At 61.8% G+C, this 22,618-nt stretch carries 21 protein-coding genes and 1 tRNA gene; 8 read left to right on the top strand and 14 right to left on the bottom strand.

Annotated features, from left to right (window positions below):
• Positions 1 to 41 precede the first annotated feature (41 nt).
• Positions 42 to 2,054 carry a hypothetical protein gene (locus GA0061099_RS29060; RefSeq protein WP_036029163.1) on the top strand — a complete coding sequence of 671 codons (2,013 nt, stop codon included), beginning with the start codon at positions 42 to 44 and terminating at the stop codon, positions 2,052 to 2,054.
• Between the two features lie 148 nt (positions 2,055 to 2,202).
• A complete protein-coding gene (locus GA0061099_RS29055; protein WP_036029161.1) occupies positions 2,203 to 3,672 on the top strand; it encodes an exopolysaccharide biosynthesis polyprenyl glycosylphosphotransferase in 1,470 nt (489 codons plus the stop codon).
• Between the two features lie 62 nt (positions 3,673 to 3,734).
• Here the strand turns inward: GA0061099_RS29055 and GA0061099_RS29050 are convergent, their stop codons facing one another.
• Positions 3,735 to 4,103: an H-NS histone family protein gene (locus tag GA0061099_RS29050; protein WP_036013596.1), complete on the bottom strand. Its 369-nt coding sequence runs from the start codon at positions 4,101 to 4,103 to the stop codon at positions 3,735 to 3,737.
• Positions 4,104 to 4,819: 716 nt separating this feature from the next.
• Between GA0061099_RS29050 and GA0061099_RS29045 the strand changes: the two genes are divergently transcribed.
• Positions 4,820 to 5,206, top strand: a complete 387-nt coding sequence (locus GA0061099_RS29045) for an H-NS histone family protein (RefSeq protein WP_081493007.1) — start codon at positions 4,820 to 4,822, stop codon at positions 5,204 to 5,206.
• Positions 5,207 to 5,352: 146 nt separating this feature from the next.
• Here GA0061099_RS29045 and GA0061099_RS29040 read toward each other — a convergent pair whose 3' ends face one another.
• From GA0061099_RS29040 to GA0061099_RS29030, 3 genes are all read right to left on the bottom strand, one after another.
• Entirely contained in the window at positions 5,353 to 6,381 is a 1,029-nt protein-coding gene (locus tag GA0061099_RS29040) for a nucleotidyltransferase family protein (RefSeq protein WP_050996056.1), read from the bottom strand.
• A 37-nt stretch (positions 6,382 to 6,418) separates the two neighbouring features.
• Positions 6,419 to 7,459, bottom strand: coding sequence for a PqqD family peptide modification chaperone (locus GA0061099_RS29035; RefSeq protein ID WP_225124994.1), 1,041 nt, complete (start codon positions 7,457 to 7,459; stop codon positions 6,419 to 6,421).
• Between the two features lie 283 nt (positions 7,460 to 7,742).
• Positions 7,743 to 7,988: a hypothetical protein gene (locus GA0061099_RS29030; protein ID WP_036013565.1), complete on the bottom strand. Its 246-nt coding sequence runs from the start codon at positions 7,986 to 7,988 to the stop codon at positions 7,743 to 7,745.
• Between the two features lie 697 nt (positions 7,989 to 8,685).
• On the opposite strand from GA0061099_RS29030, the gene GA0061099_RS29025 reads away from it, so the two are divergent.
• A complete protein-coding gene (locus GA0061099_RS29025; RefSeq protein ID WP_074448160.1) occupies positions 8,686 to 8,901 on the top strand; it encodes a hypothetical protein in 216 nt (71 codons plus the stop codon).
• A gap of 987 nt (positions 8,902 to 9,888) precedes the next feature.
• On the opposite strand, the gene GA0061099_RS29020 is transcribed toward GA0061099_RS29025, so the two are convergent.
• Positions 9,889 to 9,973: transfer RNA gene (locus GA0061099_RS29020), tRNA-Leu, on the bottom strand.
• Between the two features lie 196 nt (positions 9,974 to 10,169).
• Entirely contained in the window at positions 10,170 to 10,412 is a 243-nt protein-coding gene (locus GA0061099_RS29015; protein WP_018647371.1) for a FliM/FliN family flagellar motor switch protein, read from the bottom strand.
• 82 nt (positions 10,413 to 10,494) lie between these two features.
• On the opposite strand from GA0061099_RS29015, the gene lipB reads away from it, so the two are divergent.
• Both lipB and GA0061099_RS29005 read left to right on the top strand, forming a co-directional pair.
• Positions 10,495 to 11,232, top strand: a complete 738-nt coding sequence (lipB, locus tag GA0061099_RS29010) for a lipoyl(octanoyl) transferase LipB (protein WP_036013562.1) — start codon at positions 10,495 to 10,497, stop codon at positions 11,230 to 11,232.
• Between the two features lie 197 nt (positions 11,233 to 11,429).
• Positions 11,430 to 12,143 (top strand): DNA helicase, encoded by a 714-nt coding sequence (locus GA0061099_RS29005; protein ID WP_036029156.1) that lies wholly within the window; start codon positions 11,430 to 11,432, stop codon positions 12,141 to 12,143.
• A 45-nt stretch (positions 12,144 to 12,188) separates the two neighbouring features.
• Here the strand turns inward: GA0061099_RS29005 and GA0061099_RS29000 are convergent, their stop codons facing one another.
• Positions 12,189 to 12,611 carry a tautomerase family protein gene (locus GA0061099_RS29000; protein ID WP_036029153.1) on the bottom strand — a complete coding sequence of 141 codons (423 nt, stop codon included), beginning with the start codon at positions 12,609 to 12,611 and terminating at the stop codon, positions 12,189 to 12,191.
• 112 nt (positions 12,612 to 12,723) lie between these two features.
• Here GA0061099_RS29000 and GA0061099_RS28995 point away from each other — a divergent pair, with 112 nt between their 5' ends.
• A complete protein-coding gene (locus tag GA0061099_RS28995; RefSeq protein ID WP_036029150.1) occupies positions 12,724 to 13,578 on the top strand; it encodes a LysR family transcriptional regulator in 855 nt (284 codons plus the stop codon).
• Between the two features lie 4 nt (positions 13,579 to 13,582).
• On the opposite strand, the gene GA0061099_RS28990 is transcribed toward GA0061099_RS28995, so the two are convergent.
• Genes GA0061099_RS28990 through GA0061099_RS28980 form a run of 3 tightly spaced genes read right to left on the bottom strand, consistent with a single transcriptional unit; the run spans position 13,583 to position 16,252 of the window.
• A complete protein-coding gene (locus tag GA0061099_RS28990) occupies positions 13,583 to 15,019 on the bottom strand; it encodes a TIGR01777 family oxidoreductase (RefSeq protein ID WP_036029147.1) in 1,437 nt (478 codons plus the stop codon).
• On the bottom strand, positions 15,016 to 15,678 hold the full coding sequence (locus GA0061099_RS28985) for a DUF4166 domain-containing protein (RefSeq protein WP_036029139.1): 663 nt from the start codon (positions 15,676 to 15,678) through the stop codon (positions 15,016 to 15,018). Before GA0061099_RS28985 ends, GA0061099_RS28990 begins: the two co-directional genes overlap by 4 nt.
• Before the next feature lie 16 nt (positions 15,679 to 15,694).
• The gene (locus tag GA0061099_RS28980) at positions 15,695 to 16,252 is read right to left on the bottom strand and encodes a GbsR/MarR family transcriptional regulator (protein ID WP_036029135.1); all 558 of its coding nucleotides are present in this window, start codon (positions 16,250 to 16,252) and stop codon (positions 15,695 to 15,697) included.
• 140 nt (positions 16,253 to 16,392) lie between these two features.
• Between GA0061099_RS28980 and GA0061099_RS28975 the strand changes: the two genes are divergently transcribed.
• The gene (locus tag GA0061099_RS28975; protein ID WP_036029133.1) at positions 16,393 to 17,910 is read left to right on the top strand and encodes a PAS domain-containing sensor histidine kinase; all 1,518 of its coding nucleotides are present in this window, start codon (positions 16,393 to 16,395) and stop codon (positions 17,908 to 17,910) included.
• A 44-nt stretch (positions 17,911 to 17,954) separates the two neighbouring features.
• On the opposite strand, the gene GA0061099_RS28970 is transcribed toward GA0061099_RS28975, so the two are convergent.
• From GA0061099_RS28970 to GA0061099_RS28955, 4 genes are all read right to left on the bottom strand, one after another.
• Positions 17,955 to 18,254 carry an acylphosphatase gene (locus GA0061099_RS28970; RefSeq protein ID WP_036029132.1) on the bottom strand — a complete coding sequence of 100 codons (300 nt, stop codon included), beginning with the start codon at positions 18,252 to 18,254 and terminating at the stop codon, positions 17,955 to 17,957.
• Positions 18,251 to 19,120 (bottom strand): isocitrate lyase/PEP mutase family protein, encoded by an 870-nt coding sequence (locus GA0061099_RS28965; RefSeq protein ID WP_036029130.1) that lies wholly within the window; start codon positions 19,118 to 19,120, stop codon positions 18,251 to 18,253. The genes GA0061099_RS28970 and GA0061099_RS28965 overlap by 4 nt, the downstream gene beginning before the upstream one ends.
• 164 nt (positions 19,121 to 19,284) lie before the next feature.
• A complete protein-coding gene (locus tag GA0061099_RS28960) occupies positions 19,285 to 21,300 on the bottom strand; it encodes an acetyl-CoA carboxylase biotin carboxylase subunit (protein ID WP_036029127.1) in 2,016 nt (671 codons plus the stop codon).
• A gap of 179 nt (positions 21,301 to 21,479) precedes the next feature.
• The gene (locus GA0061099_RS28955) at positions 21,480 to 22,550 is read right to left on the bottom strand and encodes a zinc-binding metallopeptidase family protein (RefSeq protein WP_036029125.1); all 1,071 of its coding nucleotides are present in this window, start codon (positions 22,548 to 22,550) and stop codon (positions 21,480 to 21,482) included.
• Positions 22,551 to 22,618: the final 68 nt, after the last annotated feature.

The raw sequence follows: 22,618 nt of genomic DNA, 5'->3' as shown, positions 1-22,618 counted from the left end.
AGGGATCAGCGGAGTGACCGCACAATACCACGGGTGTTCACATGATGGTCCGGCTTGTCATATTGGCCGAGTTGGTGGCGATTGCCGCGGCGTTTGCAATGCCAGAAAGCCTGCAGGCCTGGGTATTGATATCGGTCGTACTCGCAACAGCGGCGCTAACGGTCGCGATCTTTCTACCTCCCTCCTCCCTCGGGCTTGCTAAACTGCTCCGTCCTAGTCTCGTCGTTGTACTCGCGGCTCCGGCGCTCTGGATGGCTTTGCAGGCGGTGCCGATGCCGATTGGCAAACTCGGCAATCCCATTTGGGCTACTGCATCGGCGACCTTAAACGAGCCCCTCGCCGAAAAAATCACAGTCGACACTACGGCGACCATGTTCTCGCTCGTGCAGTATTGCGCCGTGCTTGCTGCAGGTCTCACTGCAGCAGTCATCGCGCTTGACCGACATCGCGCAGCGCGACTGCTACATATTCTGCTGTCGATAGCCACAATCGTTACCGCCTTGTGGTTCGGCAGGGAAATAACCGGTGTGGCTGGGCCCGATGGCTCAACCGTCGCGGTGCTCGGTGTGTTGCTCTCCTGCGCAACGGCAATTCGTGCGGTCGATCAAATACTCCGACGCAGTCGGCCAGGAACAATTGCGCTAGGCCCTCTCCCTGCGTTGTCCGTCGCGACCATCGCATTGATTGTCTGTATGGCGGCGCTGCTCATTCGGGGCAACTCAACTGCACTCGTCTCGGCCCTCCTCGGCTCAGAAATCTTGCTCTCGGTGTTCGCGGTTCGCAGGTGGTTCCCGGGATTGTGGGGTACCGCTGGCGTCCTTGCGACTGCCACGATTGTCTTCATTGCCACGGCTACGGTCATTCCCTTCAGAACGAACACCGATCTGACGACCGTCTTGTCAATGAGCAGTCAGGCCGCGACAGAACGGATGCTGCAGGACGTCGCGCCGGCAGGATCCGGTGCGGGTGCTTCGACGGTACTTTTGCCGATTTATCAGGACGCCGGAGTTGGCGACTCCCTGGAAAGACCAACCGCCGCCGCCACGATCGTTATAGACATGGGGTGGGCTTTTCTCTGCGCGGTCGTGGTTGCTGCCTTGCTCTGCGCTTCTGTGCTGATCAGACGTGCTCTGTCGCGTGCTTACGATTACGTCTTCCCAGCGCTGGGCGCCGGTGCATTGATTGCAGTGACGATACTCGCGTTTTCCGATCATGGTATTCTGGGTTTAGGAGCATCGCTTCTGGTCGCTGCGCTTTTTGGGCTGGCGTTCGGTCAAAGCCTCTCCGACGCAGGACGTGACGCCATATCTTCTGGGCCGAAAGCGACGTCTGACCAAATTGCAGTTCAAGCACCTGCGCCTCGCCGAACGTTGACCCCAACGGTAGTCGCCATTTGGCCCCGCGTTAGCCTGATGGTACTTGGTATTGTGCTGATCGTGGAGGCAGCGTGGATGGCCCTTCCTGAGCGGTATCTCGGTGCAAGATCGTCTTTGCCGGTAGTTCTGTCGACTGCAGCAGCAGGGCCGAGCGCGATGTCGAAGACGATTTCCCTTGCGGCAGCGCGCAAAGATTTGTTGATCCGAGGGGAATCAACATTCAACCGGGATTCAGCTCTGGCTGCCGACGAACAAAGGACAGCTCCTCCCATGACTTCGGACGAGTTTGCCCGTGCATTGCGCTCTTCGCCACTCCGCGGCGACATTTGGCTCTTGCTCGCGGCGACGTCGAAGCACAGTTCGCCCCAGCCCAACACGGCAGCGATGCTCAGAATGTCATACTATACTGCGCCGAATGATTTGGACCTGCTTCCGTTGCGCGTATCGGTCGCACTCGCCGCAGATGTCATGGTGCGGGAGCCCGACCTGCGGGAATTGATCAAACGGGACGTCAGCCTCGTCGTTAGGCATCGCCCTGCCCTCAAGCCAACCCTTGTGACCGCGTACCGGTCAGCCTCGGCTGATGGTAAGATCTATTTCGAAGGCCTGATTTCGGAACTCGATCCGACGTTCCTCGACCAGGTGCACGCGCAGAGTTCGCAAAGGGGTTCTCGATAACCTCAAGAGCCGCGCCTCAGCCCACGCCACGATCGCAGATCGGCGACAAAGGGGCGCACGCCATTAAATTTGCGGAACCCGGGTTTTTGCTTGATAAGCGCGATTAATTAATAAATAATTAAATATTAAATCGCAGAGCCCCCGGCACATGAATTTCGTGAACCGACATTTCCCCGATCGGGAGGTTACGGATCGCCTCAGTCCCGAACCGACGGTATTCCGCGAGCCCAAATGGCCCCTCCGTTATGACGCGATCGAGCACGTGGTGCTCGGTGCTGATGTTGCGACTATTCTGTTCGCCAGTCTCGTCTCTACATTGCTTTACCAAGCTCAGTATGGGCAAGCCGCGGCCAACTTGGCCAACGCCCTTGGCTTGGCGCTGGTTAGCGCAGCTTGTCTCGTTTGCCTGCTGAAGACCTACGGCCTTTATCAGCCGGTTGAGCTCCTCGTCCTCCGAAACCAGATGCGCGCGGTCTGTTTAGCTTGGATGTCTTCAGTACTTTTCATCTTGGCGGTGTACGGCTTCGCAATTCGCCCGGAGACCTCTCAGCACCCAGGCCTGCTCTTCGCGGTCTTGAGCCTGAGCTTACTTTTGGGCGAACGGTGGGGAGTCAAGGTGCTTCTCGGAAGGGCCCTGAGCGGCAGGAGGTTCGCCACTACAAACATTGTTCTGATCAGCGATCAACCATTGGCGAAGAACGTGGGATTGTCCGAGACCTTGTCGATGCACGGGTATCTCGTCAAGAAACGGTTCAGCTTGCCTCCGTTAGGCTTCGGTCCTGCCTGCCGAAGGCGGCTCACGACGCGCGTCATCGACTACATCCGCACTTGCCATCTTGATCAGGTGGTGGTGGAAGCTGAACCGGAGCGATGGCCCGAACTGCGAGCCTTTGTTGCCGATCTGCGCGTTTTGCCCTTCCCGATTATATTCGTGCCCGTTGGCACGACATCCGAATTGCTTCGACACCCCAAGCGGAGTCTTGGAAGCGCCGTTTGTGTAGAGCTCCAGCGTGGCCCCCTCACACCGCTGGAGTGCGCGATCAAGCGGACGATTGACGTTATCGGTGCGGGCCTCGCATTGGTGATGCTCGCCCCGCTGCTTGCGCTCACCGCGGTGGCGATCAAGTTAGATTCCCCGGGTCCTGTATTCTTTCGGCAGCAACGCTGTGGCTTTAACGGCCGAATCTTCTTGATCCGTAAATTCCGGACCATGCGTGTGCTCGAGGACGGGCCCGTAATTCTTCAGGCCAACCGCGCCGATCGACGCGTTACCCGCGTCGGCAAATGGCTGCGCCGAATGAGCTTCGATGAATTGCCGCAACTGCTAAACGTTCTCGATGGCAGCATGTCGCTCGTGGGCCCGCGTCCTCACGCCGTGGCTCACGACAGTGAATTTGACAAGCTTGTGCGAAACTACGCGCTTCGGCACCGGGTCAGGCCGGGATTGACTGGCTGGGCTCAAGTCCATGGCTGCCGGGGCGCCACTCCCACAGCAGTCATGGTCGAAACACGTGTCCAATATGATCTCTGGTACATCGACAACTGGAGTCTTGGGTTGGATCTCGCAATCCTCCTGCGAACTCCGGTAGAGGTCTTGCGAGGGCGCAATGCCTACTAGAGCACAGATCATGCGAGTAGCGCCTCTTATTGGCCCTTACACTCCTGCCAATTACCGATTAGTCACGCACGCTGGCGAAGCTTCGGACTTGCTTCGCCAATGCGAAACTCTTCAATTCTCCGGCCAGACTTCATTGCGGCAACCAACCAGCGCGGCCGCTTACCACGTCCCGACCAGGTCTCGGCCGTCTGCGGATTCCGATATTTCGGCAGCACCCGAGGATATTTGCGTCTCGGCTTGCCGGTCGAAGACGCGCCTGCCGGGCTCGAATCCGCCAAAACAGCCATCCCGCCCCCAAGTGCCGCTAAGCGCTTTTCCAGTTCGTTCTTTTCCGCTTTGATCCGGTCAGACAGGATCCCGCTGATTTCCTCATGAAGCGACCAGAGATCGTCAAGGGACATCGCTTCTAACTCAAGTTTCTTAGCCGCCATGATCTCACCGTGTAGTTGCGCCCAACCCAATATTGCCTCTGTCGATATATTAATCAAGACAGAGAGCCCGATTATCCCAGAAGAATGTTTGGAACCGAACTGGAACTGACGCTCCAGATAACTGGGTCCACGTTAATAATCAAGCCGGGAAAATGAGCGATCCGCACAATTTAACCGCGTACAGGAGATGCGCACATCTATTTGCTTAATCACCGCGCGGGAACTGCTCAAGCCCCATCAGAGATGGCATATGAGCCGATCCCGTCAGGGACCTGCCACGCCGCAGCATTAGATGCTGACGCGCCGGACTGCTTTTCTTAAGCCTCGGCTGGCCTACCGCCTTGCGGCCTCCCCAGAGACGCAAACGGCAGCTAATAATCCCAATATCCTTCAGCGCGCGCCGTCTGAGCTCGATTTGGAAGCTCAGGGCCCGGATATCGGACAACACTGTCGACGGAGCCGCAAACCGGCCGACTGAATCCTGAAGACGTTCAAGAGGATACTCGATCAAACCATGCCTCCTCTACGCATCTTCGCAAGATTCTTTGCCACCAAGATCAATTAATAAAATAATCGTCGCATTAATTATTAAATAATATATAATAGATTTATTGCATGGTCAATTTGAGCACTGATTTGGTCAAACATTCATTTGTCACTCGGACGAAGAATGGCTGGATGACGACGGGTCAGTCGAACGGTGTCGAGAAATGCTAATGCGAAGGCAAGATCTCGAAGCCATGGATTTTGAGGAACTTTGGCTCCTTCACGAGGAGCTGACAAAGATTCTCGCCGAAAAGATCACCGCCGAAAAGCGAGAGCTAGAAAAGCGTCTTGCGCAGCTCAACCAGCCGGATCAACTCGGCGGAGCTGAAAGCGGGGCGACTGAGGCGGGAACAGGCCAGCCGCCTCGTCGCAAATACCCGAAGGTCGTGCCGAAATACTTCAATCCGCTTCAGCCAACAGAGACTTGGTCCGGACGTGGTAAGCAGCCCCGCTGGCTCGTTGCCGCCCTGCAATCGGGCCACACGCTCGAGGAGTTCAAGATCCCCGAGAACGGTGAATCGTCCGAACGGAATGCTGGTGGTCGAGAGCATTCCTAGATGCGCGAAAGTCGGACACACCGCATTGAGCTGGGAATTTCCACCGTGCGTCCCGAGCGGCGAATTCCACCTCGAACAGGCGGCGGATCGAAAACCCGCTTGGCCAACCGACGCCTCAATCGCGACAGCGATGACGTTCGCTGGCCTTAGACCTTGCCCGCACGAGCTGCGGTCGTCGCGTTCAAAAGAAGTCGTAAGGTGCTAGCTCTTGGCACAGTCCACAATCCCCGTCGGTTCGCCCCTGTTTTTGTCGAGACGATAGTTGCCTCTCTGCGGTAGTTTCTGAAGTCCAGAAGGCTCATCGCCAGGAGAGGCACGCGCGTAGCCGGAAAGCGTGCTTGCATCAACTGACGCATGAACTGCAGGCGAGGAATCAGTCGGGAGCGCAACGCGTGTGGAATATCGACGCCAAGCAGCTCGGCAACGGCGATCAGCTGGGTTTCAACCGCGTTCTTCATCAAGTCGCCCGAGACACGAGAGGTAAGCTTCTCCCAGTCGACAGGCTCGGCTGAATGGCTTAGGTCGCGCAATTCAACAAGGTGCCGCAGGTCGAGGTCGCCGAGCCAATAACCATAGTCTTGAAACTGATCATGGATGATCAACATCAGCGCTTGGAAGGTTGGCGTGGGGATATATACGCGCGCCCGTCCGAGCGGCGCAGGAATACAATGGTTCAGCGCATGCCCGAAGTTCTGGTAGAGGTACGCAGGACCTGGAGCTGCCTGCTGCAGGTCGATCGACCCGACATCCTGGGGGCGATTCAGATCGGCATACCATCTATGGCTTTCGGGAGGGGTCTGGTTATGGATATCGTAACCAATTCCAGATAGCGCGGCCACTGCCGTTCTGGCCTCGTCCGGCATGACCATGATATCCAGATCGGACATTATCCGAACACCTCTTCGCGCCTCGGGCGCGGTCGCCAGTGTCGAAGCCCCCTTGAGTAGGACCGGCGTAATGCCATGACCGTTCAGCGCAACGACGGCCTCTTCGAGTTGAGCGACGAGGCGGTTATTGCGCAGCCCGTTTCGGCGGTGGATATGGCGAATATAGGCGCAGACGTCCTCCGGCAGCACCGACGCGAATTTGTCGACAAAGTCGATGAGCGCCGGCGTCGTCAGGGTCTGATTTGCGAGCCCGATGACTGAGGTCCACTCCATGTCGACAGGCGGCATGCCTCGCAAGCAATTGCAGAGGCTCCTGACCGCGCTGCTATGCCTTGCCATTGCACAGATCCACAAGCAGGCGCCGAGCCTCTCCGGCCTCGCAGTAGGTGAGTTGAAGCGATTGCGCACCCGCGACAATGCGCCTTAAAGCAAGAAAGCCAGTCTGCGACAGTCTACCATCGCTGGCGAATGCGTGCTCGATGAGCCGCTTCATCGAAGCCAGACGATCTATTTCGGTTAGTTCGGTCGGACCGCTCGCGACCCGGTTCAAGAAGATGATCCAGCCTGCGGAGAAGCTTTCGTTCTGCGCATCAGGAATGGGTACGTACCGCACCCGAACGCCGTCGGAGCGGCAATGCGTCGCATCGTAGCGGTCGCCATGTAGTCGCGAGAGCAAGTCCCACGATCCTTCCTTGAGGGTGAGCGCAAACGGTACTCCGCAGATCGTTCCGTCACCGCCAACCAGCGCGACGTCATCGCCAGCGTACCGAAATCCGGCGTCCACCAGCTGCAATGTGAGGGTAGACTTTCCTGCTCCCGGATGGCCGCATAACAACAGGCCCATGCCGTCGTTCACGAGAGAAGCGGCATGAAGGGAGAACACCCAGCGAATGTTTCGAATAAGCCGCTCGGTGACGTGAGCTTTGATCGTAGGGGCTAGTGCATCGACTTCGCATCTGGAAATGCTGGAATCTTCTGCGCGCAAGAACACTTGTTCATCCAGCATCATTGCCTCGATCGCGATGTCGCCGTCGCCGCCGGCACTCTGGTCCGACACACTGAATGGCGACAGCAGCCGCCTCAAGAGGTCCGGATTTGCAGCCCGGATGTCTATTCTGTGGCGACCCAGATGAGCTGAGAAGGCGCAATCGGTCGGCATTCGCCAATCGACTTCGAGCAACGCTCGATCGACCCAGACATCTACGACCTGTCGCGTGAACTGGCGTGCCGTGTGCTCGTCAATGCCTTGCGCCGCAAGCCCCCGATAAATGTCTCCAAGCGAGGAGCCTTCCCCTAACTTGCACCAGATGAATGCCCCTACTCGGTCGAGTTCAAAAATCTTCTGCCCCGCTTCGCTGAAGATCATTGGTCGACCATCCAACAGCGCGAATACTGCATCCGGAGCCGGTCTCAATACTATCTCTGCCGACGATCTTTCCAGCACGGCTTCCACCAATGTGAACCATTCTGCCTCGCCTGTACCGGCGAGGCGGCGACAGCCGCCGGGATGCGATGTTGTCGCGGCACCGGACAAGCGGACCCGCCGCCACCTGCGAGACTCAATCTAGCCCGGTCTGCGGCGCCTGCGATTTCGTTCACCCGAACACACGCCACCGGTCCGGCTCGTTTGGACATGTCAATCCGGCTGGTCATGCCGCGAGCTGACCGTCCTTGCCCCCGTCTTGAGGAGAGATGTTCAACCCCTGCTCTCCCATGAGGCTCGGCCTGGCGATCGACCGATGAGCATCCAATAGGTACCGATAAGCTTCGCGATCGGCACTCCGTTCTCTTAGAATGCGTTCCTTCTCGCCAATGCTGACCAATTCTGCGCGCATCTGAGCCAGCTGCAGCGTCTCCGAGGTGAGGTTGTACTCGTTAAGAATTAATTCCCACATTGTCTCCTCCAGCCGAAGAAACCTGGACGAGTGTACCTTACGTGATCGGCAGCAATTAACCAACGAGATTTGCAGATTTTGCTTATAATCAAAATTTGTTTCATATTTGAACCTCGGGCGAGCATTCAATACCGTGACAAAGCGCAACCACGTGCCGAACCGACTTGAGAATGGTGGCCTGCAGAAGCCTACGAGAAAAGCGACTGACGTTTTTCGGTAATGCATCGCGCCGCGCAAAAAAATAAATCAGCCGAGAGTCGTAAATCAGACCGACAAGGCGAGTTTTAATTTGCACAAATAATAAAAAAGAGAATAGTTAATGGACTGCACCGAGGGGAGTGACACCAGTGATGCGGTTGGCTGATCTGTCCGTCGAGAGGAAATTGATGGTTTTGTCGCAGGGGGAACGTTCGACACGAAGTCGCGGGTATTTCGACATGACGGTTATTAGGCGCCTCCCAGAAGCGTTCGGTTGAGGTCGGACATTATTCAGAGTTGCGGCGAAAGCCCGCAGCTATCCCAAGAATTCGCCAAGCAGGAATCCGGTCGGTTGGAGAAGCGTCGTCACGAGCAAGCTGCCCTTTTGCTCGAACAACGACCCCAGGTGCGATGCCCCCCAAGTCACCCGCACCGACGAGAGCGCACTCCAGCCGGCCGGCCCTTTTTCTCGACAAATACGTGTTTCAGGGAGGCTCGTATGGGCATGATCATGGTCAAGTGTCCGCAATCCGGCCGCGCGATTCCGACCGGCATCAAATCCGATCGTGAGACTTTCCTGCGAAGCATCGTGTTTTTCGGCAATACTCTTTGTCCGGACTGTCGGGCCAATCACAACTGGTTTGCCCGCGAGGCCTGGGTCGAGGAGCCGATCGTCAGAACAGTAGAGGTAGCTCGTACAGCGCCAACGTGCTGATGCAAATGACGCGCGCGCTTCGGAGAGTGTGTTGATATTCCCCTTCCGATAGCGCGTTGCTGTTGCAATGCATTGCAACCATTTAGAATATTTTCGCGCATTGTCGTAAAACGAACCGACGCCCCCGGTGGCCATCGCTTACACGTTGTTGGCACGTCGCCACAAATCCGAGCTTCCGTCACGAATTCGGCAAAGGCCTGTTTGGGGGTGTTGTAGTGAGTAGTGGGATTTCCAGCCTGGCTGTTCTGCGTGACACAAGAATCGAGCTCGTCAGCCTGCTGGCCCAATTGAGGCGGCTCCGCGAGAGAGTAAGAAGGGCGGAAGCACGGCGCTCGGGACAAAGACGACGATCATCGTCGGCATCGCGCGCCCGAGGCCGCCGAGCATGAGACATCGCACGCAAGGCATCCGCAGTTCAGGGGCAATTGTGACGACTATGCTCCCTGGAGTTGAAGGCCAGCATGGAATTGCAAGCGCTCTTCTGGATCCCCGTTAGTGTAGGACCGCTTCATCGATGCCCAACGGGCGAGGAGAACGATAACGAGCGACCGTATCGCCTCTTTCGTTCCCATTATGTTCTAGCTGGGTATGTCTGACCGACCCGCGAGCTGGCGCATGCCAAACCCGCAACTGACAACCGTCCTCGCCAGGCACCTCCCGAGACCTGAACGTGTGCAACCTCTACTCGATGACGAAGAACGTGGACGCGATCCGCCGCTTTGTTTGGCGAGCTCAACAGCAGCGTCGGCAACTGAGCATGCCAGGCATTTTCCCGGATTACCCCGCCCCCAATCGTCCGCAACGTGCCCGACAGGCGTGGGATCATTGCGGCCGGCTCTCCGCTGAAACTCATCATTACTTAGGATGGGGGGTGAAATCTTGAGGGCAACGAGCAAGCCACACAGTGAGCTTGCGTTCACTTTCGACGGCTCTTGCACACTCGTATTCACCGCCACGGTGGGCAACCCGCCAGCGATTTGCAAATTGTGGTGCGCTCGGAGGGACTCGAACCCCCACGGTGTTACCCACTGCCACCTCAAGGCAGCGCGTCTACCAGTTCCGCCACGAGCGCTAGGAGATGCCGGCCTGAGGTCGTTCGGGCGGCCGGATCAGCGGCGCCGATCTAACAAATCCATCAGGGGGATACAAGCCTGCAAAAGCCCTGAATTCCACAAGCTTGGCAGGAAAAACGCCGCCCTTCCCCAGGAGATCGGCCTTATAGGATACCCAGGCCGCTACCGCTTGCCCGGTCCCGTGTGACCGGGGGCCTACCGCGTCCCCGGCGAGCGCGGCAGCATCTGCTTGACCTCGACCGCGATTCTGTTGCGGTCGACCAGCACAACGCCGGAGGCGACCGGCAGATTATTGGCGAGCACCTTGACTTCGTCGGCCTCAGTTGCGTCCAGCTCGATGATGGCGCCGCGGGAAAGACGTAATACTTGATGGATCGGCATCGTGGTCGTCCCGAGGACGACCATGAGATCCACGGTGACTTTGTCGAGAGTGGGCACTGTCAGGACCGCCGCAACTTGAGACTTGGGACTTGGGACTCTTCATTTGCTCCAGAGATGATCACCACGTTATGGTTAGCCAATGGTTAATTCCCCTGAAAGCCACCGCCAAGACCTCGATTTGACGTCGTTTTCCGCCGCAGGCGGCGAAGTCGTCGAATGGCGGATTTCGGATGCCCCGGTGCCCTATCCGGAGGCCGTGGCCGCCATGGAGGCGCGTGTCGCGGCGATCGCCGCGGGCGAGGCCCCTGAACTGGTCTGGCTGCTGGAACATCCCCCGCTCTACACCTCCGGCACCTCGGGCAAGGAAAGCGACCTGCTCGATTCCCGATTCCCGACCTTCGCGACAGGGCGCGGCGGGCAGCTCACCTATCACGGACCCGGCCAGCGCGTGGCCTACGTCATGCTCGACCTCAAGCGCCGCCGGCCGGACGTGCGGGCCTATGTCGCGAGCCTGGAAGAGCTGATCCTGAAGACGCTCGCCGCCTTCAACGTCCGCGGCGAGCGGCGCGAGGACCGGGTCGGCGTCTGGGTCAGGCGGCCCGACAAGGGACCTGGACACGAAGACAAGATCGCGGCGATCGGCGTCCGCCTGAAGCGCTGGGTCTCGTTTCACGGCATCGCCATTAATGTCGAGCCGGAGCTGTCGCATTTCGCCGGCATCGTGCCCTGCGGCGTCGTCGACCCCCGTTACGGCGTCACCTCGCTGGTCGATCTCGGCCAGCTCGTGACCATGGCCGACGTCGACATCGCGCTCAGGCAGGCGTTCGAAGAGCTGTTCGGACCGACCCGCGCGCTGCTGCCGGAAGCGGCAGTCTAATACTTTTTTTGTTGAGCCGACCGCGCCGCTCTCCGCCCGTCGCGGAATCAGCTACGCTTCATTTCGGTGCCGCCCACGCCTCCTCCCTCCGCCGGGAAAGCAGACCTCATGCCGGGCGAATTGATCATCGGCCGACTGTTCGAGCGCTAGGCATAAGGAGGGGTTGCGATCCATGCTCGCAATGGGAGGTTTTGACGATGAAACTGTCTGCGCCCATCTACCATCTGAAGCGCAAGGCCAGGCGCCTGTCCCGCGAGGCCGGCATTCCGCTCCACGACGCGCTTGACCGCATCGCTGCGACGGAGGGCTTTTCCGCCTGGAGCATGCTCGCGGCGAAAGCAGCCGCACTGACGCCGGCGAGCAAACTGTTCGCGCAGTTCCGGCCGGGCGATTTGGTGCTGGTCGGGGCCCGTCCGGGCCAGGGCAAGACGTTGATGAGCCTCGAACTTGCCGTCGAAGCCATGAAGTCCGGCCATCGCGCCGCATTCTTCTCACTGGAGTACACCGAGCGAGATGTGTTGGACCGCCTCCGTGCGATCGGCGTGGAGCCCACACAGTTCGACAAGCTGTTCGAGGTGGATTGCTCGGACGCAATCAGCGCCGATTACATCGTCAAGCAGATGGAAGCGGCGCCGCGCGGCACCTTCGTCGTGATCGACTATCTGCAACTGCTCGATCAGAGGCGGGAAAACCCCGACCTGACGGTGCAGGTGCGGGCGCTGAGGTCGTTCGCGCGCGACACGGGGCTGATCGTCGTCTTCATCTCGCAGATCGATCGATCCTATGATCCCGCAGCGAAGCCCTGCCCCGATCTCAGCGATGTCCGCCTGCCCAACCCGCTGGACCTGACGCTGTTCGACAAAACATGCTTCATCAACAAAGCCGAAGTGCAATTCCGCGCGGCGAGCTGATGGCTGCAGGCCGCGGGTGAGACGGCTCACCCGCGGCCTCTCGCATCACGCCGCCTGCAGCGAAACCTCGAGCTTGCCTGCGATGTAGCGTCGCTCCTGGGTCAGGCCGCCGAAGCCGTAGGCGTCGCCCTTGACCTCGTCGACATGCAGGTAGGTCTCGGGATGCAGCGGGCCCAGGATCTCGGCCATGCGCTTGAACATGGCGGCGAGATAGGTTGCCTTCTCGTCCTTGGTGTTGGTGCCCTCGGTGACGTGGATGTCGATCCAGTAGCTCGCGAGCTTCTGCTCGGCGAGCGACTTGCCGCCAGCGAACCAGTCGCCTGCCTCGACCGACTTCACGATGATCGCGGTCACCTTGGGATCCTTGTGCAGGATACTTGCTGTGAGCTCGGATACCGCGCTCGCGATATCGGCCTTCAGCGAGGGGGACTGGCGGGACGTGGTGTAAGATACGGTGATCAGGGGCATTGTCGTTCTCCTCGATAAGCTGCGCAAGTTGCGCGGCGTTGGAGGAGAAACTAGACCTGTCGCTGTCATTTTGGTATCTTATCTATCCTGATATCAGTGATAATGATTTATAATGAACCCCATACTCGACGTCGCCACCGTCCAGGCCTTCCTTCTGGTCGCCGACCTTCAGAGCTTCACCCGCGCCGCCGAAGCGCTCGGCACGACGCAGGCCGCCGTCAGTCTCAAGCTGCAGCGGCTGGAGACATTGCTGGACAAGCGCCTCGTCGAGCGCTCGCCGCGCGCAGTCCGCCTTACCGCAGATGGCGCCGCGTTCCTCGATCGCGCCCGCGCGTTGATGACGGCACACGATCTCGCGCTGTCGGGCGACGCGCCGGCCGCGCAGTCGCTCTCGCTCGGCATCTCCGATCACGCCGCTGGCCCCGAATTGGTGCCGCTACTTGAGCGCCTGCACGCCATGTCGTCCAACCTCACCCTCGCCGTCACCATCGGCTTCTCGCGCGAGATGCAGGATGCCTACGATGCGGGCGAGCTCGATGCGGTGATCGTGCGCCAGGAAGGCAGCCGCCGCGGCGGCGAAAAATTGGCCGAGGACGAGTTCGGCTGGTTCGCCGCACGCCGCTTCACCCTGCCGAAAGGGGAGCCGTTGCCGCTCGCAACGCTCGCCCCGCCCTGTGGCGTCCGCGCCGTCGCCGTGCGCGCGCTCGACAAGGCCGGCATCTCCTGGCGCGAGCGCTTCGTCGGCGGCGGCGTCACCGCGGTGGTCGCGGCCGCGCTAGCGGGGCTTGCGATCGCGCCGCTGGCGCGGCGTATCGCGCCGCCCGGGCTGATGGACATCGGTCCTGCGCACAAGCTGCCGAAGCTCGGCAGCTCGAAGGTGATGCTGCATTCGAAGGTCAGCGATCCCGCCAAGCTGGCAGCGTTGCGCACGCTGACGGCGACATTTCGGAGTGTGGCGCCGACCTGAACGCTCACAAGATCGCCTCGAACGCACTGCGCAACGTCTCGTGGCGGAACACGAAGCCGCGGCTCAGCGCCTTGTTCGGCAGCACGCGCTGGCCGCCGAGCAGAAGCTCGTCGGCAAAGCCGCCGCCGATCCGGCGCAGCAGGCCGCCGGGAATGCGGAACACGACGGGCCGGTGCAGGCGGCGGCCGAGCTCTTCGGTGAATTTCGCGTTGGTGACGGGGATCGGCGCCGTGGCGTTGACGGGACCCGACAGATCCGGCGTCGCGATCAGATAGGCGATCAGCCGGATCAGATCGTCGCGCTCGATCCAGGACATCCACTGCCGCCCGGTGCCGAGCGGGCCGCCGAGGCCGAACTCGAATGGCGTCAACATGCGCGTGACGAAGCCGCCTTCCGTGCCGAGCACGAGGCCGATGCGCAAATACACCACGCGCACGCCGAGCTCCTCCGCCGGCCGCGCCGTTGTCTCCCAGGCCGCGCACAGCTCGTGGCTGAAGCAGGCATGCGACTTTGCCGATTCCGTCAGCACCTGGTCGGCCCAAAGGCCGTACCAGCCGATCGCCGAGCCGCTGATCAGCACCTCGGGCTTGCGCGCGAGCCGCGCGATCAGCTTGACGATCTCGCCGGTCGTGTCGATGCGCGAGCCGATGATCTTCGCACGCTTCGCTTCGGTCCAGAGGCCGTTGCCGATCGGCTCACCCGCGAGATTGACGACGGCGTCGATTGGCGTGTCCGCGGCGAGCTGGTCGAGGCTGGTGATCAGCGTCACGGGAGGCGGCAGCATCTCGGCTTTCGCGGGATTGCGGATCAGCGCAATGACGTGATGTCCTGCCCCGCTGAGGCTTGCCGCAAGCCGGCTGCCGATAAAGCCGGTGGCACCTGTGATCAGCACGGTCTTGCGGCCGGGTAGCTGTTCGACAAGTCCGGCCGCCGGCACGCTTCGCATGCGACCGAGCCGCCGCACCGCCGCGAAATCCCTGAGGCCGCACAGTGCCGCGCCAAATGCGCAGGCGGTCGCGGCGATGCTGAGCAGGCCCTGATAGACGACGATCACGCTGACGGGCTGCATCGCCCAGGCGATTAGCACGGGTATCAACAGCACCAGAATGGCGCCGTAATTGATCGCAAGCAGCGTGTGATTGATGCGCTCGCTCGGCGGCAGCTTGCGGCTGAGGTCCTCCTCGATGAAATCCATCAAGGTGATGACGATCTCGGCGACCAGCACCGCGACGATCAACAGCGCCAGCACGCCGTGAACCTCGAGCCAGCCGAGCACCAGGAACAGCAGCGCATAGAGCATGTTGCGGATGCCGTGCAGCTTCAGCTCGAAGCGCTGCGACGGTCGCCAGGCCAGGCGCTCGGTGAATTCGTGGTGATAGAAGGTGTCGAACACGCCCATCATGATCTGGATGGCGATGAGTGTCCACAGCAGCGGCGTCATGATACGGCCTCCCTGAACAGGACGGACTGATGGATCAGCGCACCGTGACGCGGGTGAGTGACATCCAAGCTGAAGCGGAAGGCGCCCTCGCCGAGATCTCGATGTGTCACGATGAGCTCGCCCGGCGTCAGCCAGCCCGGCAGCGGAAGCCACAGCCGTCCAAGCTGGAGGCCGTAGCCGGCGCTGCGAAAGATCAGTACCTGATCCTCGACCGCGATGCGCAGCGCCATCGACACGCCGAAGCCGACATATTCCTCGAGCCCGGTCGGACCGGCGAAACGCTTGGCGGAATGGATCACCTGCGGAAAGCCGCGCTTGCGCGCGCAGATGCGCGTCCAGGTCTGGCCGGTCGCGCCGTCCTCGGTGACCGTGACGATCATGGGCACGCCGATGTCGCGGCCGGTCGGCAATGGTCCGCCGATCAGGCGTGCGGCCTGCGCAAACCACCAGCCGAAATCGCTGAAGGCGATCTCGTCGACTACGCCGACATAGACGATACTGTCGCCGTCGGCGACGCGTTTCGAGAAGCGCCGCCATGTCGCGAGCGGCAGGCGGCCCCAATCCTCGTCCGACAGCAGCGCGCGGAAACGCCGGTCGTCGAGCAGTCTTACGTGAGCGGAGGTCGATGCGTTGGAGCCCGATAGTCTTGCCGACGTCATCGCAACCTCCTCGATGCTATTTGACCTTGCCAATCGGCAGCAGGTTGGCGATCTTCTCGCCAAGCCGCATCAAGGCGACCAGCCGCGGCCGCGGCACTTTCAGCATCTGCATGAACCAGTGGTCGGCAAGCTCGGTGAACGCCAGCATCTCCTTCAGGCGCTTGGCTGCGACGGGACTGATGCCGGGATCGTCCGTGGCATCGGACACGCAAGCGCGAAGGGCCGCGATCGCCGGGTCGATCTCCCGCTCCTTGCGCCGCGCCGCGATTCTCGCGGCGATCTCCCAGATGTCGGTCTCGGCCTCGTAATGGTCGCGGCGGTCGCCCAGGATCGGGACCCGCCGGATCAGGTTCCAGGCGAGCAGCTCCTTCAGCGAATTGGAGACGTTGGACCGTGCCATGCCAAGCGTGTCGGCGATGTCCTCGGCCGTCATCGGCGCCTCGGCGAGATAAAGCAGCCCATGAATCTGGCTTACCGAGCGGTTCACGCCCCACTCGTCGCCCATGTCGCCCCAGTGCAGGATGAAGCGCTCGACAGCGGCGGGCAGTTTCTTTTTTCCGGTTATTTCTGTCATGACAGAAATATCTGACGAACTTGCTTTCTTGTCAAGACGCGCCTTGCATACGGGTCGGTAAAGCTTGCCTAGAAATGTCCCACAGGGCGGGAACCATCTCGCGGATGCCGCGTTTGTTCCCGTCGAGGCGGGGTCCGGGAATGGTCGAAAAGTTCAGTCAACAGAGAGACCTGTTCGAGAGCGAGCGCAGTTTCCGGCTGTTGGTTGAGGGGGTTGCCGACTACGCGCTGTACATGCTCGACCCCAACGGGATCATCACCAGCTGGAACATCGGCGGCGAACGGATCAAGGGCTACCCCCCAGAGGAGATCCTCGGCCAGCATTTTTCCCGTTTCTACACCGAGACCGACCGCGCCAATGGCAAGCCAGCCCGGGCGCTCGGCATCGCGCGGGAAAAAGGCCGGTACGAGGAGGAAGGCTGGCGTGTCCGCAAGGACGGCACGTTCTTCTGGGCGAGCGTCGTGATCGACCCGATCTACGAGGACGGCAGGCTGATCGGCTTCGCCAAGATCACACGCGACATCACAGAGCGCCGCAATGCGCAGCTCAAGCTCGAGGCGATGCAGAAGCAGTTGGCCGAGTCGCAGAAATTCGATGCGCTGGGGCAGCTCACCGGCGGTGTCGCCCACGACTTCAACAATCTTCTGATGATCATCAGCGGCAGCCTTCACATCCTGAAGAAAGGCGCCGCCGACGACCCCAAGCTCGAGCGCGCCATCTCGGCGATCGACACCGCGACCAAGCGCGGCGCAGCGCTGACCAACCAGCTTCTCACCTTCGCGCGTCGGCAAAGCGTCAACCCGCAGGCGATCGATTTTGCCGACCGTGTCGCGGCGATCCGCGAGGTGCTCGACGCGGGCGTCGGCAGCTCCGTGCGTCTCGCTTTCGAGATCGACTCCGGCACCTGGCCGATCAAGGCCGACGTCTCCGAGCTCGAGACCGCGCTGCTCAACCTCGTCATCAATGCGCGCGACGCGATGCCGGACGGCGGCACGGTGACGATAGGTGCGCGCAACGTCATGCTGAACGAGGCCCCCCTCATCGGCGATTTCGTCGCAATCGACGTCCGCGATAGCGGGCTCGGAATTCCTTCCGACGTTCTCGACAAGATCTTCGAGCCGTTCTTCACGACCAAGCCGATCGGAAAGGGCACCGGCCTCGGCCTTTCGCAGGTCCACGGCTTCGCCCACCAGGCCGGCGGCACGGTGAAGGTCGCGAGCGAGCTCGGCAAGGGCACGACATTCACCATCGTCCTGCCGCGTGGCACAGATGTGCCGTCGCGGGAGGTACCGGAAGCGGCGTTCCGCGGCAGCGGCACGGTGCTGCTGGTCGAGGACAATCCCGACGTCGCGCTGGTCAGCATCGGTCTTCTGGAGCAGCTCGGCTACCGGGTGCGCCGTGTCGCCGATGCCGAAGCGGCATTGCGCGAGCTCGAGAGCGATGGCGTCGACTTCGTGTTCTCGGACATTGTCATGCCCGGCAAGATGGACGGCCTCAGCCTCGCCCATCACCTCCGTCAGATCCGTCCCAGCCTGCCGATCCTGCTCGCCACCGGCTACAGCGAGGTCGCCGCCGGCGTGCGCGGCGATTTCCCGATCCTGCGCAAGCCCTATGAGATCCACGAGCTGAGCGAGGCGATCGCGAAATTGCCGAGGTGACGGCTTCTTCATCTCTCCCCGCTTGCGGGGAGAGCGCGATATATCTACACCGTCGGCAGCACCGAAAACGCTTCCCCTGCCCTGCGCAAATTCAGCTCATCCACGCTTGCCGTCTCGCTGGTGACACTGTCGACGCGCGAGGACGGAGGGCCGTGGCGGCACAGCGCGACCATGTCGGCAACGTGCGTCGGGGCGCCAGCGAACAGCGCTTCCACGCTGCCGTCCCGGCGGTTGCGGACCCAGCCTTCGAGGGCATACGCGATGGCCTGAGACTCCACCCAGGCTCGATAACCGACGCCCTGCACGCGGCCGCGGATCATGACCTGGAGAATCGCCCGACTCATGTCTTCTTCCATCCGAGCAAATCGGAGCTGCGCGCCTTGACCGCGGCCTCGCGCGTAACGCGCGCCATCAGCTCCGACGATGCCAGGCCCTTGAGGCTTTTTGGCGCCATGCCCTCGCGCAACGCCTTCTGCGTCTCGTAGACGGCTTGCGTCGCGGCGGCGATCGGTGCATGGCCCTGCAGCGCGATGCGCACGCGTTGACTCGCAAGATAATCGAGCCCGCCCAATTCCTCAGACGCGCCGCCGAGCACGATCGGCAGCCGCGTGGCGGAGACGATCGCCTCGAGCTCGGCGCGCGACTTGATGCCGGTGAAAAACAGCGCATCGACGCCGGCGGCCTCATAAGCCTGGGCGCGGCGCACCGCATCCTCGATCGAGGTGATCGCGGCTGCGCCTGTGCGGCCCATGATGACCAGCGAGGGATCGCCGCGGCCGCCAAGCGCCGCCTCCATCTTGCCGACGCCCTCCTCCAGCGAGATCAGCTGCGCCTTCGTCGCACCGAATGCGGCCGGCAACAGCGTGTCCTCGATGGTGAGGCCGGCCGCGCCCGACGTCTCCAGCTCCTGCACCGTGCGGCGCACGTTCAGCGCATTGCCATAGCCGTGATCGGCGTCGACGAGCACCGGCAGCGCCGAGGCCCGCGACATCCGCCGCATCTGCTCGGCAAGCTCGGTGAGCGTGATCAGCGTGACATCGGGATCGCCGAGCACGGCGAGCGAAGCCACCGATCCGCCGAACATGCCAAGCGGAAAGCCGAGATCCTCGGCAATCCGGATCGAGATCGCGTCATAGACCGAGCCGGGATGGACGCACGTCCCGCCCGACAGGATCGATCGCAGTTTCTCGCGGCGGGAACGAAAGGCCATGGTTGCCCTCCCAATTATTGCGACGCAGCCGCAACGTACTCCGTCATTGCGAGCGCAGCGAAGCAATCCAGTGTCTTTCCGCAGAGGCAGTCTGGATTGCTTCGCTGCGCTCGCAATGACGGTGAGCTTGGGGCCCGGCAAGACCCCCACTCACATCTTTTATCTTACGCAAACTCCAGGATCAGCGCGTCCACCGCGAGTGTCGCGCCGGCGCTGGCGTGGATCTTCTTCACGGTTCCGTCCTGTTCGGCGCGCAGCACGTTCTGCATCTTCATGGCTTCGACCACCGCCAGGGTCTCGCCGGCCTTGACCTCCTGCCCCTCGCTAACCGCGATCGAGACGACGAGGCCCGGCATCGGGCAGAGCAGCTTCTTGCCGCTGTCGGAGGCCGTGGTCACCGGCATCAGCCGCGCGGAGGCCGCCTCGGCCTCGGTCCAGACATAGACCGGCACCTCGACGCCCTGATGCGCGAGGCGGATGCCGTTGGCGATCGGGCGGGTCTGCACGGCGACGAACTGACCGTCGATGGTGCCCTGCCAGACCGGATCGCCCGGCTTCCACGGCGATTGCAACAGATGCGTGTTGCCGGCCTTGCCGTCGGCGTCGATGAAGCGGATCGTGATCGCTTCGCCTTCGCGCGCGACCTCGAGCAGTATCTCCTGGCGGTCGAGCCAAACCGCGCGACGCCGCTCGCGCTGCACGACGCGGCCGCCCATCTGGCCGGAGATCTGCCGTTTGCGCGCTCCGAGCACGTGATCGATCGCGGCGCCGACCGCGGCGATGCGACGCGCGACCTCACCCTCGGGCACACGCACCGCAAAACCCTTGGGGAATTCCTCGGCGATGAAGCCGGTCGAGAGCCGTCCCTCGCGCCAACGCGGATGATGCATCAAGGCCGACAGGAACGGGATGTTGTGGCGGATGCCATCGACATAGAACGAGTCCAGTGCAGTCGCCTGCGCCTCGATCGCCGCCGCGCGCGAGGGCGCATGGGTGACGAGCTTGGCGATCATCGGATCGTAATGGATCGAGATCTCGCCGCCCTCCTGCACGCCGGTATCGTTGCGGATGGTGACGCCGTCCTTGCTGGCCTCCGCCGGCGGACGATACTTCACGAGGCGTCCGATCGAGGGCAGGAAGTTGCGGAACGGATCTTCCGCATAGAGGCGCGATTCCACCGCCCAGCCGGTCAGCGTGACGTCCTTCTGCGCGATGGCGAGCTTCTCGCCGCTCGCGACGCGGATCATCTGCTCGACGAGATCGATGCCGGTGACGAGCTCGGTGACGGGATGCTCGACCTGGAGGCGCGTGTTCATCTCCAGGAAGTAGAAGCTCTTGTCCTGGCCTGCGACGAACTCGACCGTGCCGGCGGAATCGTAGTTCACGGCCTTGGCCAGCGCGACCGCCTGCTCGCCCATCTTGCGGCGGGTCGCCTCGTCCAGAAGCGGCGACGGCGCTTCCTCGATGACCTTCTGGTTGCGGCGCTGGATCGAGCATTCGCGCTCGCCGAGATAGATCACGTTGCCGTGCTTGTCGCCCAGCACCTGGATCTCGATGTGGCGGGGATCGACGATGAACTTTTCGACGAAGACGCGGTCGTCGCCGAACGAGGCCTTTGCCTCCGCCTTGGCGAGGTTGAAGCCCTCGGCAACCTCGGCTTTGGAATGGGCGATGCGCATGCCCTTGCCGCCGCCGCCGGCGGAGGCCTTGATCATGACGGGGTAGCCGATCTCGTCGGCGATCCGCACCGCGTGCTTGTCGTCCTCGATGACGCCGAGATAGCCCGGCACGGTCGAGACTTTTGCTTTTGCGGCGGCCTTCTTGGACTCGATCTTGTCGCCCATTGCGGCGATCGCGCCGGGATTCGGGCCGATGAAAACGATTCCTGCGGCTTCCAGCGCGCGCGGAAACGCCTCGCGCTCGGACAGGAAGCCGTAGCCGGGATGCACAGCCTCGGCACCCGTCTTCCGGCAGGCCTCCACGATCTTCTCGATCACCAGGTAGCTCTCGGCCGCGGCCGGCGGGCCGATCAGCACCGCCTCATCGGCCATCTCGACGTGGAGGGCATCGCGGTCGGCCTCGGAATAGACCGCGACCGTCTGAATTCCCATCTTGCGGGCAGTCTTGATGACCCGGCAGGCGATTTCGCCGCGATTGGCGATCAGAATGCGTTTGAACATGCTTTTCTTGAGTCTCGACCTTGGGCGGGACCCTTCCCTGGCCGTTGGGGCCTTTGGGAGGGGCCGTGTGGCTCCCGTGGTACATCAAAATGGGCCGGAGGCAACGGTCTAAATCGGGCCGCCTTTGGCGTACCAGCGCAAGACCGAAATGGGCCCGGCGCGCCTGCCGTGCGGCATCCCTAGGACTTTCCGGCCTTGGCCGCGTCCCGGACCAGGTCATGAATGAAGCCCAGCTTGCCGACCACCGCGGGCGACAGGATGAAGGGATAGAGGTCGCGCAGGCCCATGGCGCGGTTGACGCTGTTCATGGCGAAGGTGAAGGGCAGCCATGCGTTGACCAGCACCTCGACATCCCTGGCCTCGTACGGGTTGAAGCGGATGCGCGCCGTCAGCTCCCCGTCGCGGTCGACCTTGGGACGCACCTCCATGCCGAACTCGGCGGCCATTTCCAGGGCATCGACGATGTGGAGGTAATGCGCCCATGTCTCGGCAAAATCCTCCCACGGATGCGTCGTGGCATAGGCCGAGACGTAGTTCTGCTGCCAGTCCGGCGGCGCGCCCTCGGCATAATGGCGCTGCAGGGCTTGGCCGTAATCGGCGCTATCGTCGCCGAAGACGGCGCGGCACTGGTCGAGCTTGCCGCCATCGCGCACCAGCACATCCCAGAAGTAATGTCCGACCTCGTGGCGGAAATGCCCGAGCAGCGTCCGATAGGGCTCGCCCATCTCGAGCCGGCGCCGCTCGCGCTCAATGTCGTCGGCCTCGGTCAGCGCGATCGTGATCAGGCCGTTGTCATGGCCGGTCATGACCTTCTCGCCGCTGTGCGGATCGTCGGCGAGGAAGTTGAAGATCAGGCCATGTTCGGGATTGTCCTGGCGGGTCTGGAGCGGCAGCTTCCAGCGGATCAGGGAATAGAACAGCCGGTGCTTGGCCACCTCCAGCTCGCGCCAGCCGGCGAGCTGCGCCGGATCCGAAAGGTTCGGCACGGTCCCGTTGTGGCGGCAGGCGCGGCAATAGCCGGTGCTATCGCCTGCGTCGGTCAGCCAGTTGCAGGCGTCGTACTCGGCATTCCGGCACAGCATCCGGCTCTCACTCTTGTCGGCGAGGATGGTCCAGGCGTCTCCGTCGGCCTCGATCGCCGACATCGTCTCCTTCTCTGGCAGGAAGGCGATCCGATGGCCGCAGCGTTCGCAGGCGCGGTTCTCGAAATAGAGGACGTTGCCGCAGGCCTGGCAGATAAAGAGCTTCAAGATTTAGCCTCGTGGGAAAGGAAAGCCTATGAGCGCGCTGGCACCTCGCGACGACGCCTCAATCCGCC

Origin of the sequence: Bradyrhizobium yuanmingense, assembly GCF_900094575.1 — a bacterium.
Classification (GTDB): domain Bacteria; phylum Pseudomonadota; class Alphaproteobacteria; order Rhizobiales; family Xanthobacteraceae; genus Bradyrhizobium; species Bradyrhizobium yuanmingense.
The sequence above is the reverse complement of the archived record's forward strand: the minus strand, read 5'-3'. Positions and strand labels throughout refer to the sequence as shown.